This window comes from Sulfidibacter corallicola (genome assembly GCF_017498545.1).
In the GTDB taxonomy this organism is placed as follows: domain Bacteria; phylum Acidobacteriota; class Holophagae; order Acanthopleuribacterales; family Acanthopleuribacteraceae; genus Sulfidibacter; species Sulfidibacter corallicola.
In genome coordinates this window covers 4,322,741-4,340,730 of the sequence record NZ_CP071793.1, presented here as the reverse complement: position 1 = coordinate 4,340,730, position 17,990 = coordinate 4,322,741, and the positions used below count along the sequence as shown (strand labels likewise).

Here is a 17,990-nt window from a genome sequence, read left to right as displayed (position 1 = left end):
CCGGACTGGCGCACTGCCGGGGACGGTCAGGCCCTCCTTCGGCGAGTCAGGCACCGCCGATTCGAAACCCAAGTGACTGGATGACAAATCGTAAGGTATGTGTGGTGTATCAAATAAAAAAGGTTTGATCGGATCAAGCTTTTTTTTCACGAGCTGGCAAAACACAAGTTGGAGACCCCGTAATGGTATGTAATTTAGCGTCGGCCTGTCAAGGCGATGAGGTCCGGCCGGGGTGCAAATTTCCGGGACCTGAGACGGGTTGCAAAGGATACTCCGGAGGTCGCCTCTACACGTTTGACAGACTTCAAAAATACCTTGTTTTTTTTCGCCCTGGTTTGCTAGTCTGGGAAAGCTTTCGTAAACGACAACTAGTCTTATTATCAAGAATCAGCACGAGGAGGCGCCTATGGCTCGGGGCAGCTACCAAGACGAGATTCCCCCCTCTAGGGTCAACATCAAGTACGTTAAGTACGTGGGCGACGCGAAAGAAGAAGTCGAACTGCCCTTGAAACTGTTGCTGCTCGGAGATTACACCATGCGCGAGGACGACACTCCCCTCGAAGAGCGCAAGAAAATCTCCGTAAATAAAAATAACTTCGCCTCGGTGATGAAAGAGCAGAAGCTGGGCCTCAACATCAACGTGGCCAACAAGCTCAGTGGTGAAGAAGGCGACGAGATGAAGGTCGATCTGAAATTCGATTCGATCGACGATTTCAATCCCGAGAACATCGCCCAGCAAATGCCCGAAACCCGAATGTTGCTCGAAGTCCGCAAGTTGTTGATGGATCTCAAGGGCCGTGTGGTCAACAACTCCGAGTTCCGCAAGGAGTTGAATCGCATCGTAGGCGATCCCAGTAAGATCGATGCACTGCGCAGCCAGCTCGATCAATTGGCGCCTTTGCTTCAACCAAAAGAAGACGAGGCCTGAAGCCGGGTGAAGATTAAGGAGAATGTTATATGACGACCCCTGAGAATCAAGCGGAAGCCCAGGGAGGGCAAGTAGAGCAAGAGCTGTCGGTACTCGACAGCCTGCTGAACAAGGTCGATCTCGCCGCACCCAGCGAGCCGCACTCGAAAAAATCCACGGTGGAAAACGAAGATGCGGGTATGCGTCTGGCCACTGCGGTGAATCACCTGATCAGCGAGCTGACGGCCCAGGGACAGAAACTCGACAAGCTCGACAAGCCCATGATCGAGTCGGTGATTTCCGGTATCGATCAAAAGTTGAGCGAGCAGGTCAGCGAAGTCCTGCACAACGAAAAGTTCCAGGAACTGGAATCGGCCTGGCGCGGCCTCAAGTACCTCGTCGATCGCACGAACTTCCGTGCCAACATCAAGGTCGAGGTGCTCAACTGTTCCAAGGAAGACCTGCGTTCCGACCTCGAGGACGCTCCCGAATTGTTGCAGTCGGGGCTCTTCCACCACATTTACAAGCAGGAATACGATCAGGCCGGCGGTCAGCCGATCGGCTCCGTCATCGGTAACTACTTCTTCGATCAGAGCAGCAAAGACGTGGCCATGATGAAAAACCTCAGCCACGTCGCGGCCGGCTGTCACGCACCTTTCATCGCCGCCGCCAACGACAAGATGTTCGGACTCAACTCCGCCACCGACCTGCACAAGGTCAAGGACATGGAAGAGCTGTTCGAACAGCAGGAATATACCAAGTGGCGCTCCTTCCGCGACAGCGAGGATTCCCGCTATCTCGGACTGACCTATCCCAAATTCCTGTTGCGCGAGCCCTACAACCCCGGCAACCACACCATGCGCGATTTCGAATTCCACGAGAACGTCGCCGGTGAGGACCACGACAAGTTCCTGTGGGGCAACGCCTCGATCGCCTTCGCCAGCCGCCTGACCCAGAGCTTCGCCAACAACGGCTGGTGCGTCAACATCCGCGGGCCCCAGGCCGGCGGGATGGTCGAGGATCTGCCGATCTTCCACTACGAAGATCAAGGCGAAATGAAGTCGAAGATTCCCACCGAGGTCGCCATTTCCGACCGTGTGGAACTCGAACTCGCCGAAAGCGGATTCATGCCGTTGACCTTCTACAAAAACAGCGACTACGCCTGTTTCTTCTCGGCTCAGTCGAGCCAGAAACCCAAGAAGTACACCACTCCGGAAGCCACGGCCAACGCCAAGTTGGCGGCCAACCTTCCCTACCTGTTCCTGGCCTCCCGCCTCTCGCACTACCTCAAGGTCATTCAGCGCGAGAACATCGGGTCCGCCAAGGAAAAGGACGACCTCCAGAAGGAACTCGACGAGTGGATCCAGCGTCTGGTCACCAAGATGCCGAATCCCGACCCCGACCTCAAGGCACGTCGTCCGCTCAAAGACGCCAAGATCATCGTCAGCGATATCGAGGAGTCTCCCGGTTGGTACAGCGTGGAAATGTTCATTCGCCCGCACTTCCAGATGGAAGGCATGAGCGTCGACATGTCCCTGGTTTCCAAAATGCCCTCCGGAAAAGAGTCATAATTCCCAGCACGAGGCGACGACTTCATGGTTTCCCGCGAAGACCGGGTTTACTACGAAGAGGAGCTGCGTTATCTGGACCAGGAAGCGGCGGTCTTCGCCGAGCGTTTCCCTGAGATTGCCCGCACCCTGGGTCTCCATGCGCGAGATTCGGGGATGCGGGATCCCCATGCCGAACGGATCATCGAATCCTTCGCCTTTCTCACGGGAAAGCTCAATAGGTATTTGAACGCCCAGTATCCCGAACTGGTCCATTCCCTCTTCGAGCTCATCTACCCGCAATACCTTCAACCCCAGCCCGCGCGCACCATCGTCCAGTTCACGCCCCAACAGAGCATGCTGGACAAGCCGGTTCTGGTTCCCTCGGGGACGGAACTCTACGCCAACGGGCTCGGACCCAACGGTGAGCGCTACACCTTCACCACTTGCTGGGACCTGTGGATTCAGCCCGTGGAACTCGAACGGCTGTGGGTCGACCCCGATGCACCGGGCGACTACACCCGCAGTATCGTGCTGCGCCTGCACCCCGGCGCCGATGCCGGCGCCCTGGAATGGGACAAGCTGGAGTTCGGGATCTATGGCGATCCGTCCACCATGTACGAACTGTTCCTGCAGTTCGCCGAGAACATCAACGGCATCTCGTTGAAGGGAATCCCCACCCAACCCGGCGATTTGGAGCTGGAGTGGTCGGGTTTCCAAGGCAATCACGATTACGAAATTCACGATAAGGGACGGCTGGGCCAGCTTCACCTGCTGCGCGACTACTACCTCTATCCCTTTCGCTTCTTTTTCTTTCGCATCAAGGGCTTGCAGGCGATCCTCGGCAAACTCGAGGACGTCCAGGAAGTCCAGGTCGATTTTCGCTTCAACCGACCCATGGCCACCGGCATCGTCATCGAGACCAAGAACATCCGCCTGCACGCCTGTGTGGCCCAGAACCTCTACAAGATCGATTGCGAGCCCTTCAAGATCGACAACCTGCGGCCCGAGTTCCCGGTGATCCCGGATTCCACCCGTGCCGATATCGAGGTCCACAGCGTCGACGAGGTCATCGCCAGTTACGAACAGGACCAGGAAACGGTGCGACCCTACTACCACTTCGGGGTCAAGACGCTCAACGCGCCGCGCCAGTGGTTCTACATGCATCGCCGCGACAAGGCGATCGATCGCGGTTGGGACTTCTACATCCGGTTCATCGACATGGACCACGAGGGGCCGGGCGCCCTGCAGAACCAGGTGATTTCGATTCGCGCCAACTGCACCAACCGCCACTTCGCCCAAAAGTTGAAGATGGATCAGCTCAACCGCATCAGCAACAAGATTCCCGAGACCATTCAGGTGCGCAACATCGCGCCGGCCTCCCAGGCGTTCTGGCCGCCGCTGCACAGCGTCAACGAATGGGATTTTCTGGCCCACTTGGCGCTCGACTACAAGGAGCTGACCGACATCGACGCCCTGCGCACGCTGCTGGCGCTCTACAACTACGGCAAGAGCGAGGCCGGTGCCCGCAAGATCCAGGGCATTCACGAGATCGGCATCGACCGCGATTACGTGGTCAAGCAGGGGTGCTGCGTCCTGGGCCAGAAGATGGAGCTCGGCGCCGACAGCTCCTACTTCCCCGCGGTGGGCGACATCGCCCTGTTCACCCGCGTGTTCGGCCACTTCCTGCAGGGTTACTGTCCCATCAACAGCTTCTTCAAGCTCACCGTCACCGAATCGACCACCAAGAACCAATTCCACTGGACCGCCTGGGGGTGATTCCCAATGAGAAACCTGACCCTGCTGTTGCACCAGCTCAGGTGTATCGCCAAGGAATCAGAAACGTCGGGCAAGCCGATGCGGCTCACCCAGCCGGTCAAACGGGCCTATACGGACGAATGGGTACTCCCGGCCTCCGAGGACGAGGATTTCGGCGAGTCGGTCTACCAGGTGGGCTACCTGGGGATGTACGGGCTCCAAGGCGTCCTGCCGGACTACTTCACCGACGAGCTGTTGCACCTGGCCGAGAAGAACCGGCCGATGCGCCAATTCCTCGACCTGTTCAACCAACGCTTTTACCAGCTCCTCCTGCAGGCCTGGGAGAACTACCATTTCTTCAACGAGGACACGCTGCGCCCGCGCAACGAACACACCAAGCGTCAGGCGGTCATCCTCGATCGGCTCTCCGGTGTGCTGGCCGGCCATTCGGTGCCCTACATGCACGGGCTGCGCTGGTACCAGATGTACCTGTATCGCCGCAGTTCGCGCACCATCATCGGGCTCCAGTCCATCCTGGCCTCCTTCTTTCCGCAACTGGACATCGAGCTGAACACCTTCGTGGCCCAGTACCGGCGCATTCCCCAGGACCAGTTCGCGATCATGGGCCAGAACCTGACCATCGGTCGGGAAGGCAATTTCCTGGTGGGCTCCAAGATCAAGGATATCGGCGGGACCTTCGAGGTCAAGGTCAAGGAACTCGGTTACGACGACTACCTCGAACTCCTGCCCGGCGGAAAATTGCGCAGGCTGATGAACGAGTTGTTGGAGAACTACACCCAGGGTCAGTGGGATACCGATTTGACCCTGGAGCTGCGCAGCGACCAGATTCCCCAGTGGGAGTTGGGCAACCGCAGCATGGGCCGCGATATTTGGGTTCACTGCCTGCCGATGCGCGACAACGCATTGATCACCACCGGAGCGCTGGGCAAGGACGTGCCCGCGCCTTCCAAGAACCCGGGTGTGACACCCGAGACCGGCGAGGCGGTGGGTTGACATGGGCGATCAGAATTTTATGGACGTCATCACCGGCGGGGAGCGCTACCATCGCGATCTGGCCGAATCGATCCAGGAGCACCTGGCCTTGCTGCTCAACAACCGCAAGGGCATGACGGCCCATTTGCCTGATTTTGGCTTACCCGACATTCATTATGTATACTATTCTCTGCCGCAATCCCTAGAAAACCTGGGCTCGGAAATCAAACGGACGATCGAGAAGTTCGAACCGCGTCTGAAACGCGTGGAGGTTCGTCTTCAGGATACGTCTCATGAGACCTTCCGGGCCACGTACCGGGTCACCGGCGAAATCAAGGAAAACGGCCGGGTCTCCAAACTGACGTTTCACACCGACGTGTTGCGCGATGGCAGTGCCGAGACCGCCGTGGTGAACCCCTATGACTATCACAGGTAGTACCACCGAACCCAATAAAGATCCTTTTTCCAGCGACAAACGATTGGACCCCGACGCCCTCGGGGCCGAGCCGGACGCAGGCGCGGACGGAACGGCGGAGGCTGCCGTGGTGTCCGAGGACGGGGATCCCGTGCCCGACGAAGCCGCCGATGAGGCTGCCGTCGAGCAGGAGGAAGCGGAAGCGCCCCAGCCCGAGGGGCCCGAGTTCGGCTCTCCGGAATGGCAGCGTTACTGGCGAATCGCCCTGGATCAGGCGATCGTGCGGATCAACGAGATGCTGGCCCATCAATTGGCCGAAATCATGGCCCACCGCCGTTTTCGCCAATTGGAATCGCTGTGGATCGGGGCCAACCAGGTGGTGGATGTCACCATGGGACGCGCGGACGTAGAGGTCGAGCTGCTGTGCATCTCCAAAGAAGACCTGATGGAGGACTTCGACGAGTATCCCGACCCCAGCGATAGCGGCCTGTTCTACCACCTCTACAAAACCGAATACGACCAGGCCGGCGGCAAGCCGTTCACCGCGATCCTGACCCACTACGAGTTCTCCCACAAAGCGTTCGACCTGCGCCTGATGAAGATGTTGTCGATGGTCGCGGCGAGCTGTCACTGCCCGACGATCGGCAATGCCGGGGCGACCCTGTTCGGCCTGCGCAACATTCGCAACCTCGAGGAGATCAAGGATTTCGAGCTTCACTTCGGCAGTCAGGAATACGTGAAGTGGCAGAGCCTGCGCGAAAACGAGGACAGCCGCTACCTGGGCATGGCCCTGCCGCGCATGTTGATCCAGAAAAAGCGGCGGCGTCTGCCACCGCTCTATTGCCGTCACTACGCCCTGCGGGACAGCATGAAGACCTGGATACCCGCCTCCTACGGTTTCGGCATGATCTTGATTCGCAGCTTCATCCGTCACGGCTGGTGTATCTACATTCGCGGTCCGCGTACCGGCGGCCTGATCGGCGAGATCGTGCCCTCCGAAATCGGGGGCAAGGGCATGCCGATTCGCGAAATTCCCCTGGAGGTCTCGCTTTCCGACCACAACGAGCACGAGATCTCGAATCAGGGATTCATTCCGTTCGTGTACTACAAGGATTGGGAGCGCATCTGCCTGTTTTCGGCCCCTTCCCTGCAGCGACCCGATCGGCGCGACGGCGGTCAGGCGACCTTCGACCGAATCGCCGCGAGCATGGCCTACCTGTTTCTGGTGTGCCGCCTGGCGCATTTCACCAAAGTCATTCAGCGCGAAAACATCGGGACGACCAAGGAAGCGCCCGAGCTGGAAAAAGAAATCAACCGTTGGTTGAAAGGCCTCATCACCAAAATGCCGAATCCTGAAGTGGAGTTGCGGTCACTATACCCCTTGAGGGACGGTTTGGTGAAAGTCAGTGAAGATCCGAGTAACCCAGGGTTCTATCGAGCCAAACTCGTCGTGCAGCCCCACCTTCAGTTGGAGGGTGTCAACGCCGAACTCACGCTCATATCGAAAATGCCAAGGGAGAAGGAGCAGTAAATTATGGATGCCAGTCAAATCAAAGCCCTCATGGGCAAACTCAACAAGAATCTTACAAAGGCGTTGGAAGCTGCCGCGGGAACCTGTATCCAGCGTTCCCATTTCGAGATCACGGCCGAGCATTGTCTGCTGAAACTTTTGGACCAGAGCAAATCCGATATCAGCGTCATACTCAACAAGCTCGGTGTGAATCTCGAGGAAGCTCGGCGTGAGATCGACAACGGCCTCAACCAGTTGAACACCGGAAACCACGCCAAGCCCAAGTTCTCGGCCATTCTTCTCGAGGGTTTCGCCCAGGCCTGGAACTTCGGCAACCTGGAGCGCGGCGAATCGCGCATCCGTTCGGCCCACCTCCTGATCGCCCTGCTGCGCGACCAAAGCTGGGTGGCCAGTTCGCGCTACTCCTTCCTCGAGCGACTACAGGAACAGCAGATCGTCCACCAGTTGAACGAGTTGACGGTCGGCAGCGAGGAGAACGAGGGCAAGGTGCCGAGCGCGGCCGAAGTGGAAGGCAGCGAGGCCTTGGAAGCCTTCACCGTCAACATCGTCGAGCTGGCCAAGAAGGGCGAAGTCGACCCGGTCATCGGCCGCGATGCCGAGATCTACCAGGTGGTCGACATCCTGTCGCGGCGCCGCAAGAACAACCCGATCCTGGTGGGCGAGCCAGGCGTGGGTAAATCGGCCATCGTCGAGGGATTGGCGCTGCTGATCGCCGAGGACAAGGCACCGCCCAGCCTCGCCAACGTGCAGATCCGCACGCTGGACCTGGGCATCCTGAAGGCCGGCGCCAGCATGAAGGGTGAATTCGAAGAGCGCGTCAAGTGCGTCATCGAAGCCGTCCAGAACTCCACCACGCCGATCATCCTGTTCATCGACGAAGCCCACAACCTGATCGGTGCCGGCGGACAGGCCGGAGCCGGCGACGCCGCCAACCTGTTGAAACCGGCGCTGGCCCGTGGCAAGCTTCGCACCATCGCGGCCACGACCTGGTCCGAGTACAAGAAGTACATCGAAAAAGACGCCGCGCTCGAGCGCCGCTTCCAGGTGGTCAAGGTCGACGAGCCGGGTGCCGACGTGGCGACCCAGATGTTGCGCGGCCTCAAGTTCAAATACCAGGAACACCACGAGGTGGAAATCCTCGATTCCGCCATCGAGGCCGCGGCCCAACTGGCCGATCGCTATATTTCCGGGCGTCAATTGCCGGACAAGGGCATCGACCTGCTGGATACCTCCTGCGCCCGGGTTCGCATGTCGCTCGACAGCCAGCCCTACGAGATGACCCGCCTGGAAAACGGCATTCACCATCTCAAGCTGGAAATCGAGCACAAGGAAAAAGAGACCGAACAGACCGGTCGCGAAAGCGAGGCGATGGCCGACCTGCGCACCAAGCTGGAACGCTTGGAAGGCGAGTTCCAGGAACTCCAGACCAAGTGGCAGGCCGAGAAAGACCTGGTATCGGAAGTTCTCGAGATCGACCAAAAGATCGGCGAGGCCGGTGAGGACGAGGCCGCCCTGGCTCCGTTGAACGAGTCGCGCCTGGCCAAGATGCGCGAATTGGAAGGGATGCAGGGCGAGACCCCGATGGTCGAGTACCAGGTCACGGCCTTGACCGTCTCCCAGATCGTCAGCCACTGGACCGGCATTCCGGTCGGCAAGATGATGAGCGACGAGCTGGCCAACGTGTTGGACGTGGACAAGTCCCTCAAGAAGCGCGTCATGGGCCAGGACTTCGCCGCCGATCGCATCTCCAGCGCGATCAAGTCCTCCAAGGCCAAGGTCAACAACCCGGATACGCCGATCGGCTGCTTCCTGTGCGTCGGCCCCTCCGGTACCGGTAAAACCGAAATGGCCCTGACCCTCGCCGACACGCTGTTCGGCGGCGAGCGCTTCACCATTCAGATCAACATGTCCGAATACCAGGAAAAGCACACGCTGTCGCGCCTGATCGGGTCGCCTCCGGGCTACGTCGGTTACGGCGAGGGCGGTGTCCTGACCGAGGCGGTTCGCCAGCGTCCCTACTCGGTCGTGCTGCTGGACGAGGTCGAGAAGGGCCACCCCGACGTCATGAACCTGTTCTACCAGGTCTTCGACAAGGGCCACTGCGCCGATGGCGAAGGTCGCATCATCGACTTCAAGAACACCATCGTCATGATGACCAGTAACCTGGGTTCGAACATCATCGAAGAGATGTGCGCCGAAGACGAATGGCCCACCGCCGAAGAGTTGTTGGAAGCCATTCGCCCGCATCTCAACGAGTTCCTGAAACCGGCCCTGATCGCCCGCATGACGGTGATCCCCTACACGCCGATCTCCGAAAAGGTCATGAAGAAGATCGTCGGCCTCAAGCTGCGCAAGGTGGCCAAACGCCTGATGGAAAACCACGGCATCACGCTCAACGTGGAAAGCGATGTGGTGCAGATGATCAGCGATCGCTGCCGCCTGGTCGAGGCCGGTGCGCGCAACATCGACAAGATCATCAACGCCGAGTTGCTGCCGCTGAGCGCCGAATCCATCCTGCGCCAGTTGATGGAGCAGGGCGAGCTGAAGAAGACCCTGCTCGTGAAGGACGACGAGGGTCAATTCGGGCTCGAGTGGAACTGACCCGAATCCCGGTGCGGCCCGAACAAGGCTGGCGGTCGCACCTTCGTTTCCCTTGATGGCGGGCCGGTCGTCCGAGGCCGGTCCGATATCGCACTTCTCAACACCGCCGCCCCGCGGTCACCTGTTAGTCATCGGAGCACGAGATGGATCGATTCGAGGTGTTTCACCGCATCCTCAGCCAAAGTAACCTGTCGTCGATGGAGTCGATGGCCTACCACACCGTCTACGAGATGGCCGAGTTCAGTCTCGCCCAACTGGTGGCCTATTTCACCATCGACGCCGGCGGCGTGAGCTGTGTGGCGGCGAGGACCCGCGAGGGATCCGACGTGTCTCCACCGGAAAAGTACATTCCCATCAAGATGGTGCAGCAGGTCGCGCTTTCGGGGAACATCCAGTCGAAGACGACCACCATGGAAGCGAACATCAATCGGGTCACGCCGAGTTTCGCCAAGCGCCAGCACGCCCTGGCGATTCCCATGATCTCGAACGGCACGGTCTCCGGGGTCTGGTTCCTCTCGCGCAGTTTCGAGATGCCCGCCTATTCCGATACCGAGGTCCAGCTCCTCAAGAACATCTTCAAGGATGTGGAGCGTCTGATCCAGAACACCCGCCAACTGGAAGAGCAGCAATACGAGCTGGATACCGCCAAGTCCGAACTGGAGATGAACCGCATCGGGATCATCGGCGACCATCCCTCGATGGTGCGCATGTTCAACCTGATCAAGAAGCTGGCGCGGGTTCCCTCGACGGTCCTCATCCAAGGCGAATCCGGAACCGGTAAGGAACTGGTGGCCAACGCCGTTTACAAGCTCGGTGCCTACGACGGCCCCTTCATTTCCATGAACTGCGGCAGCGTGGAACCCAACCTCCTCAAGAGCGAACTGTTCGGGCACGTGAAGGGCAGCTTCACCGGCGCCCTCAAGGACCGGCCCGGCCTGTTCAAGAAGGCCCAGGACGGGGTGCTGTTCCTCGACGAACTGGGTGAAATGCCCACCGACATGCAGGTCACCTTGTTGCGCACGCTCGAGTGCGGCGAGATCCACCCGGTCGGTGCCGATCAGCCGCAGACGGTCAATACCCGCATCGTGTGCGCCACCCACCGCGACCTGCGCAAAATGGTGGACGACGGCAAGTTCCGCAACGATTTGCGCCAGCGCCTCAAGGGACTGACCATCAGCGTGCCGCCCCTGCGCGACCGCCGCTCCGACATTCCCACCCTGTGCGATTACTTCATCAAGAAATACAACGAAAAATTCGGCCTGGCCTTCAAGGCCCTCCGGCCCGAAGCCATGAACGTGGTGATGAGTATGGATTACCGCCACGGCAACGTGCGCGAGCTGGAGCACATCATCGAGCGCGCCATGGTGTTCGAGGACGATCCCAACTACATCACCGAAAATTACCTCCAGATGGAGGACGACGAGGATGATGACGGCGGCGATCCCTCCAGCATCGGTCCCTTGCGGACGGAAGGCACCTACGAAGAACGCATGGGCGCCTACGCCGCGGCGCTGCTCAAGGATGCGATCGAAAAGAGCAAGGGCAACAAAACCAAAGCGATGAAGAGCCTGGGCCTCTCCAGAACGACCTTTTACAGCCTGTTGAACCGGCACGGCCTGAGCTGACCCGTTCGGCTCCGTTTCACGCCCGCCGCCCACTACCGACAACCCCTGCCACTAACAACCTGTTACGGAGACTAGGATGACGACGGATATTCAACCCCATATCGGCGATGCGCAGGTGTCCCACGAGCCGCGCACCTTCCACATCAATATTTTTGGTAACTTTTCCGGTCTCGATCAGGAACGGGCCGAATTGACGGCGCGCACCTTTTCGAAGAACACCTGGGACAAGCTCTTTTCCGATCTGGCACCGCGCTGGAACGGGACGGTGGTCCTTCCCAAGGTCGACGACTTGAAGGTCTCCCTCTCTTTTGGTTCGCTCAAGGAATTCAGTGCCAAGGGCATTGCGGCCCAGATTCCGCTGCTGGCCGCGATCAAGTCGGCCAAGGAGCGCATCGAGGCCGCCAACAAGGAGAACACGGTGTCACCGGCCGGGCTGGTGGCGGAGTTCCCCGCCCTGAAAACGGTGCAGAGCATGGCCGCGGCTCAGGGTGAAAACAAGGTGATCGACCTGCTGAGCATGGTCGATTTGGGCGATGAGGAGGAAGAGGAAGAATCGAGCCTGCGTCTGCCCAACCTCAAAACCTTCTTCGGGACGACGGTCTACGAGGGCGATAAACGCAGCAAGGTCGCCTACGAGTTGGACGAGATCCAACGCCACGTCATGACGCAGATCCAAGCCGAGAAATCCTTGAACGAGCTGCACGGCCAGTGGCGCGGTCTCAAGTTGTTCCTGCGCTACCTGACGCCCAACCTCAAGGTTTCGATCGTGGACTGCATGAAAAGCGAAGTGTGTGACGCGGTATTCCTGCTCCACGTGAAGCCGGAAACCCACGATCCGCTGCCGATGGATCTGGCCATCTTCTGCGATTACTTCGGCAATACCGACGACGACCGCCACCTGCTGCACTATTTGGGACGCATGGGCGAGACGCTTTCGGTGCCGATGCTGCTGAACGGATCGCCGCAGATCTTCATGGCCAAGAGTTGGCGCCTGCTGGCCATGACCCGCGATTTTTCCGGCAAGCTCAGCACGCCGGCCCACATCAAGTGGCGCAAGCTGCGCGACGAGGAGAGTTCTTCCTGGCTGTTCCTGGCGTTGAACCCCTTCCTGGTCAGCGATCCGGACGTGCCCGAGGAGCAACGCGTCTTCGCGCCGCCCAGCTACTACCTGGGCCTGGTGATGATCTACCACCTGAGTCAAGACGCCTGGCCGTCCGAGTTGTTGGGGCCCCTGGGCCACCTCTCCATTTCGCCTGGCTGCGTGGTCGAGTTCAGCAAGGATCAGGGCGACGATCTCGCCTTCGAGGGTTTCACGGCGATCTCGGGCTTCGAAAAGCGCGATTTCCTCTCGATCCTGGGCATGACCTGCTTCGGCACCATCAAGATTCCCGCGTCCGACAAGTTGGATGCCCGCAACCTGGTCGAGTACAGCCTGCCGTATCGCTTCTTCGCCGGCTGCTGCAGCCGCCAATTGCGTACGCTGCACCCCGACGCGGACTTGGTCGAGGCCCTGCGCGCCTACGCCCGATTGGAAGCGGGCACGGAAATTCGCGAGGAGCAGGGAGACGAGGGGCAGCGGTTGCTGCAGTTCCGCGCGCCGTTCCCCGTGTTCAACAGCTTCCCCAACCTGATTTTGGCCGTCGATTGATGCAACCGATCGCGAGATCCGTCAGGGTCTCGCGATCGAAGCAGGAGTTCCCGTCTGTCGAAGAGGGTTGCCATGGCAGTAGGTTGATCACGGGCAGTATGCCCGCTGGGCCGACACGACGAAGCGACCCAGGCAACGGGCGATCGAAATACCAATGAGCGAAGCCACTCGCTCCGTATCACGTCCATGTCGAAGTACGTTGCCTCCATAGTTCCCGCATACCGAGAGGGACGTCGTCGTGGTAGGTTGGCCCGCTGGGCCGACACGACGAAGCCAACCAGGTCTGCAATGCCCGCGACCTCAGAGGGGCGTCGTGCCCGGTGGGTTCAGCGGCCCGCTGAACTTTTCGAAGCCACCTACGCTCGCGGTTCCCGCATTTTAAGGAGGGGCGTCGTCTTCGAAGCGATCCGCCCAAGCAGTGCCCGCATTTTGAAGCGCGGCGTCGTCGCGGTAGGTTGGCCCGCTGGGCCGACACGACGAAGCGACTTGGTGGCGATTGAAACCGCTACACCAGAGCGGAGCACGCCAGTATCGAGTGATCCGGGGGCGAAATACAACCACTAACCGACCCCTAATGTCAGGCTTGGCGGTTATTGCTCATTCGAAGGTGGGGAGCTCCGCTCCTGGGACCATTCTTATGTGTACTTGGATTGCTTCGAACAGTTCAGCGGGCCGCTGAACCTACCGGGCACGACGCTCCTCTCGAGTTGCAGGAAATCCATGCCTGGTTCACTTCCACAATATTGCTCATTCGAAGGTGGGGAGCTCCGCTCCTGGGACCATTCTGATGGGTAGTTTGATCGCTTCGAAAAGTTCAGTGGGCCGCTGAACCCACCGGGCACGACGCCCCTCTGAGGTCGCGGGTATTGCAGACCTGGTTGGCTTCGAAATGTCGGCCCAGCGGGCCAACCTACCACGACGACGCCCCTTATCGACATGAGGGCACTCCTCGAGCGAGTCACTTCGAAATGTCGGCCCAGCGGGCCAACCTACAGCGACGACGCCCCTTATCGACATGCGGGCACTGCTCGGGTGGATCGCTTCGAAGACGACGCCCCTTATCGACATGCGGGAACTTCGGGGCGGCCGTCAGTTCACAGATCGCGCAGGGCGACGATGCGGTTGATGTCTTCCCTGGCGTCGCAGGCCGCTTCGCGGATGGCTTCGAATCCCGTCTTCTCGAACTCGGCCGGGAACAGGATGCCTCGCGACGAGTTGATCAACGCACCCAATCCGTCTTCATTGAAGGCCGCCTTGACCGCTTGGGCCGAACCGCCCTGCGCGCCGTATCCCGGCACCAGGATCAACGAGCACGGCATCTCGCGGCGCAGCGCGGCCATGTGCTCGGGGTAGGTGGCGCCGATCACCGCGCCGACATTGCCGTAGCCCGACTCGCCGATGGTCGGTTCGTTCCATTGGCGCACGGCCGCGGCCATGGTCTGGGCCAGGCTGGCTCCGGAGCCGAACTTCATATCCTGGAATTCGCCGCTGGAAGGGTTACTGGTCTTGACCAGCACGAAAATGCCGTGATTCGGTGACTGAAGAAAGGGCTTGATGCCGTCGCTGCCCAGGTAGGCGTTGACAGTGAGCGCATCGCTGGGAAATCCCGCCGGCTGGTCGCCCTGTCCGAAAAAAGCGCGGGCGTAGGCTGCGGCGGTGCTGCCGATATCGTTGCGTTTTCCGTCCATCAAGACCAGGCAATGGCGCACGCGTAGGTGGGCCAGGACTTTGACGAGCGCTTCCATTCCTGCCAGCCCGAACTGCTCGAAAAAGGCGATCTGCGGTTTGAAGGCGACCGCGTGCTCGTGGGTCACATCGATGACATGGGTGAGAAAGCCGGAAATGACCCCGCAGTAATCGTCGGGGGCGAAGCCGCGCTTGAACGAGGCCGGGATGCGGTCCCAGTGGGGATCCAGGCCGACGACCAGGCGGCTGTTCCGTTCGTGACAACGTTGAATGAGGCGATCGGCGAAATGCATAGTCGGTATTCCTTACAAGCTACAAATTTTGAGAGCGGCCGCCACGGTCGCCCATGGTGGCTTCGGCATCTACGACGTGTGCTTGGCGCAAGAACCCGTCGTGGCCGGAAAAAAGGTTACGTTAAAGTATTCATCACTTTTATTGAAATGTGAATTCCGTTTGAAAAGAATGCCTTGTCTCACGCCGCCTGCTTTCTCCCCTTGGGCTTCTCTTCCCGGTTTTCCTCTTCGAAGCGGTTTCTCCAGAGCTGCGTGGCCAAGCCCCAATGGAGTCCGTGGAACAGCAGCAGTTCGGAATCGGCGAAGTTGAAATCGAAAATGCCGAAGATCAGGTACATGACGAAACACGAGCACATCGCCCGGATCGCCCAATCGGGTACATCCGGGTTTTGCTTGCGATCGCGGAACAGGCACCACAGGCGATGCCCCAGCAGGATGATGAACAGGGTGTAGATCACGATACCGACGATGCCCGTTTCCACCCCGATGCCCAGCCAGGTGTTGTGGGGGTGCCCCGTGATCGTTTCGCCTCCCAGGGGGTAATCGGTGAATCGATCGGGACCGATGCCCACCCAGGGATGTTGCACCCAGAGTTTCAGGCTGTTCCGGATCAAGATCATGCGTTCCTCGATCGAGGCCATGTTGAATCCGAAGAAAGCGATCGCCCCGATCGAGAGCACGATGGTGACGCCCAGGCCGATCAGGCTCAGGCGACGGGATCGTTCCGAGAACAGGGCCGTCAGGAACATCAGGACGCTGAAGCCGAGAATTCCGGACCGGACGCGCGAGAAGACCACGATCAAAATCGAGAACAACAGGTGGATGAGGATCAGGCGTCGCTCGCGGGGGCTCAGCTTCGAGGAAAGTCGGGCCAGGCTCCAGCAGGCCAGGATCGCGAGCCCCTCGGCGTTGGTAATCGCGTTGGAGACCAGTCCTTCCGCCCGAGGATACATGCTGAACCCGATCTCCAGGGCGTGGGCGATCTCCGCGGGTTGCAGCAACCAATACACGCTGTGCAGGATGCCCGGAACCGAGAGCACCAGCAGGACGCGGTGCAGGCGTTCCCACTGGATTTCGCGAACCATCGCCGGCGCGAGAATCCAAAAAGACACCAGGGCCCAGTGGAAATCGGTCTGTTTCATGTCCGGTTGCCGGGCTTGAGCGATCAGCGCGGCGACCACGATCCAGCCGAGGAGCAGGGCTCCCATGCGGCGCCCCTTGTCCAAAATGCCCGCCATGTGAATGTTGTATCGGGCCGCCAGTCCAACCTGGAACAGAAAAAAGAGAAAGAAAGAGGTCTGTTGGGTGGCGATGCCCAGCGAGAACGAGGCGAAACACCAGTAGAACAACCAACGCCGAATTTCAAGCAGCTTGGTCTGGGTCATGTAGCAGGAGGCTCCCGTGGTGGCTTGTTGCAGTGGCTTCGGCTCGGGTTGCGGATCCGTGGGGGAGGAGCCGTGCAAGGGCGGCCAAACGTGTCACGGCCCCAAATGAAGCCTGACCAAGCCTAGCACATTCGGCCTCGGTTTCAGACCCCGGGTTGCGGGCCGCCGGGGAGCCTCGGCATCGGAGGGAAGCCTTGGCTTGCAATCCGTTGAGGCGGATCTTGGTTCGGTTTTGCCGGGTCGGTGCCGTGGATTTGGCAATCCCTGGCAACGTCTGAAAAGTGATCGCCGTTCCGCGCGGTCCCGACGTGGAAGGCCGATGGCGTGGTTTTGGTCACAAAAGAAATGATACGCCTTCAATATGGTCATTAATAGGTAATAATGACGCAATTAAAGGGGTTTGGTGTCTCCCCAGGCCCACTATATTCGAGCTGGTAGATTCGGTCTTCTCAGTTCGATGTCCTTTTCATTCCCGATGTTGGCTGTGCTTCCGGCCCTTTTTTCCCTGGTGGATGGCGAGTGAATCTTCCCTCCACGACTCCGGAGAACCGCACCCTTCCTTCGACAACGGCCGCATCCACCGAATGATCCGCTATTCATATCTCCGCGATGGATTCCAGCCGAGCGCCGCTCGTTACCGGTGCGTTGGTTGCGATCTCTTTCTCTTCATTTTTGGATCTTTATCGGAGCATGTCATGAGCCAACATTCATCGAGCCGAGCCCATGCTTGGCCACCCCATTACAAAGCTATTTTTTCAGATTTGAAATCGAGTGTTCGCAGGGCGGTCGCACAGAAGGTTCCCGCGGCCTACCAAAAAGACGCCGTCGGTTATTTCAGGAAAATGGGCACGTTCATGTGTCGGTCCATCGAACATTACCGACCCCGCAATACCCGAGAGCTTTTGGAACGGCTCGTCAAGAACGACTCGCCGGGTGCGCGGCTGTTGTGTGAGCTGCTGTTCGACCGGGAACCCCTGTTTTTCCTGGCCCAAGTGGAAAAAGCCTATCAGGTGCGCAAGCAGGAAGAGCAGCAAGCCCGCAATTCGCGGCGCGAGGAAATCACCGAGGCCTACCGTCGTTTGGCCAAACGCGCGGTCCAACTACTCGAGCGGCACGTGATGTCTTCCCCTGAGAGCGGCGTGGCCCTGCTGGCGTATTTGGAAAACCGCATTCGGGCCCAGGACATCGGCTCTCTGGGCGGGGTGCTTCACGCACCGTTCTGGCGCGAGCCGGAGCATCGCCGGGCGGTCCAGCAGGAGTTGAACAACCACATCTTCTACGCGGTGCTGTTGATTCTCCAGGAAACCGAAAGCGCCGACGAGCCGGAAGCGTTCACGGTGCCCCTGGCGGCGGCGGAATCGCTGCTGGCGCTCGTCGCCTCGACGATCTCGACCGTCATGGAAGGCGTGGCCACCAAGGTCATGGCGGGCACCTTCTACTGCAAGAGCCAGTGTTTCGGCAATCGGGGTGATCGCGTCACCGATCGCTCGCTGTTCCTGCGACGACCCCCGCGCAGCCGTGGTCTGTACCGGATGCTGAACGGGGTCAGCGACTTGGGCAGGAACCTGCCCCAGACGATGGGAATCAAATCGTGACGTGCG

Annotated in this window: 12 protein-coding genes; 10 read left to right on the top strand and 2 right to left on the bottom strand. The window is 59.5% G+C overall.

Translation table 11 applies throughout. The annotated features are described in order from the left end of the window. Positions 1–406: 406 nt before the first annotated feature. The 9 genes from tssB (at position 407) to J3U87_RS13005 (ending at position 13,025) form a co-directional block, all read left to right on the top strand. A complete protein-coding gene (gene tssB / locus J3U87_RS13045; protein ID WP_237383483.1) occupies positions 407–928 on the top strand; it encodes a type VI secretion system contractile sheath small subunit in 522 nt (173 codons plus the stop codon). A 29-nt stretch (positions 929–957) separates the two neighbouring features. Then, complete coding sequence (gene tssC / locus J3U87_RS13040; protein ID WP_237383482.1) at positions 958–2,478, top strand: type VI secretion system contractile sheath large subunit; 1,521 nt, start codon at positions 958–960, stop codon at positions 2,476–2,478. A gap of 24 nt (positions 2,479–2,502) precedes the next feature. Beyond that, the gene (tssF, locus tag J3U87_RS13035; protein WP_237383481.1) at positions 2,503–4,233 is read left to right on the top strand and encodes a type VI secretion system baseplate subunit TssF; all 1,731 of its coding nucleotides are present in this window, start codon (positions 2,503–2,505) and stop codon (positions 4,231–4,233) included. A gap of 6 nt (positions 4,234–4,239) precedes the next feature. Next, the gene (locus J3U87_RS13030) at positions 4,240–5,226 is read left to right on the top strand and encodes a type VI secretion system baseplate subunit TssG (protein WP_237383480.1); all 987 of its coding nucleotides are present in this window, start codon (positions 4,240–4,242) and stop codon (positions 5,224–5,226) included. A gap of 1 nt (position 5,227) precedes the next feature. Beyond that, positions 5,228–5,641, top strand: coding sequence for a type VI secretion system baseplate subunit TssE (tssE, locus tag J3U87_RS13025; RefSeq protein WP_237383479.1), 414 nt, complete (start codon positions 5,228–5,230; stop codon positions 5,639–5,641). Beyond that, the gene (tssC, locus tag J3U87_RS13020; RefSeq protein ID WP_237383478.1) at positions 5,625–7,151 is read left to right on the top strand and encodes a type VI secretion system contractile sheath large subunit; all 1,527 of its coding nucleotides are present in this window, start codon (positions 5,625–5,627) and stop codon (positions 7,149–7,151) included. The genes tssE and tssC (J3U87_RS13020) overlap by 17 nt, the downstream gene beginning before the upstream one ends. 3 nt (positions 7,152–7,154) lie before the next feature. Beyond that, positions 7,155–9,752 (top strand): type VI secretion system ATPase TssH, encoded by a 2,598-nt coding sequence (gene tssH / locus J3U87_RS13015; protein WP_237383477.1) that lies wholly within the window; start codon positions 7,155–7,157, stop codon positions 9,750–9,752. A gap of 143 nt (positions 9,753–9,895) precedes the next feature. Then, a complete protein-coding gene (locus J3U87_RS13010; RefSeq protein WP_237383476.1) occupies positions 9,896–11,377 on the top strand; it encodes a sigma-54 interaction domain-containing protein in 1,482 nt (493 codons plus the stop codon). A gap of 76 nt (positions 11,378–11,453) precedes the next feature. After that, entirely contained in the window at positions 11,454–13,025 is a 1,572-nt protein-coding gene (locus J3U87_RS13005; protein WP_237383475.1) for a type VI secretion system contractile sheath domain-containing protein, read from the top strand. A 1,094-nt stretch (positions 13,026–14,119) separates the two neighbouring features. On the opposite strand, the gene pyrF is transcribed toward J3U87_RS13005, so the two are convergent. Together pyrF and J3U87_RS12995 are read right to left on the bottom strand one after the other, a co-directional pair. After that, on the bottom strand, positions 14,120–15,004 hold the full coding sequence (gene pyrF, locus J3U87_RS13000) for an orotidine-5'-phosphate decarboxylase (protein WP_237383474.1): 885 nt from the start codon (positions 15,002–15,004) through the stop codon (positions 14,120–14,122). A 179-nt stretch (positions 15,005–15,183) separates the two neighbouring features. Beyond that, entirely contained in the window at positions 15,184–16,389 is a 1,206-nt protein-coding gene (locus J3U87_RS12995) for an O-antigen ligase family protein (protein ID WP_237383473.1), read from the bottom strand. Between the two features lie 854 nt (positions 16,390–17,243). Between J3U87_RS12995 and J3U87_RS12990 the strand changes: the two genes are divergently transcribed. Beyond that, entirely contained in the window at positions 17,244–17,984 is a 741-nt protein-coding gene (locus J3U87_RS12990; protein ID WP_237383472.1) for a hypothetical protein, read from the top strand. Positions 17,985–17,990: the final 6 nt, after the last annotated feature.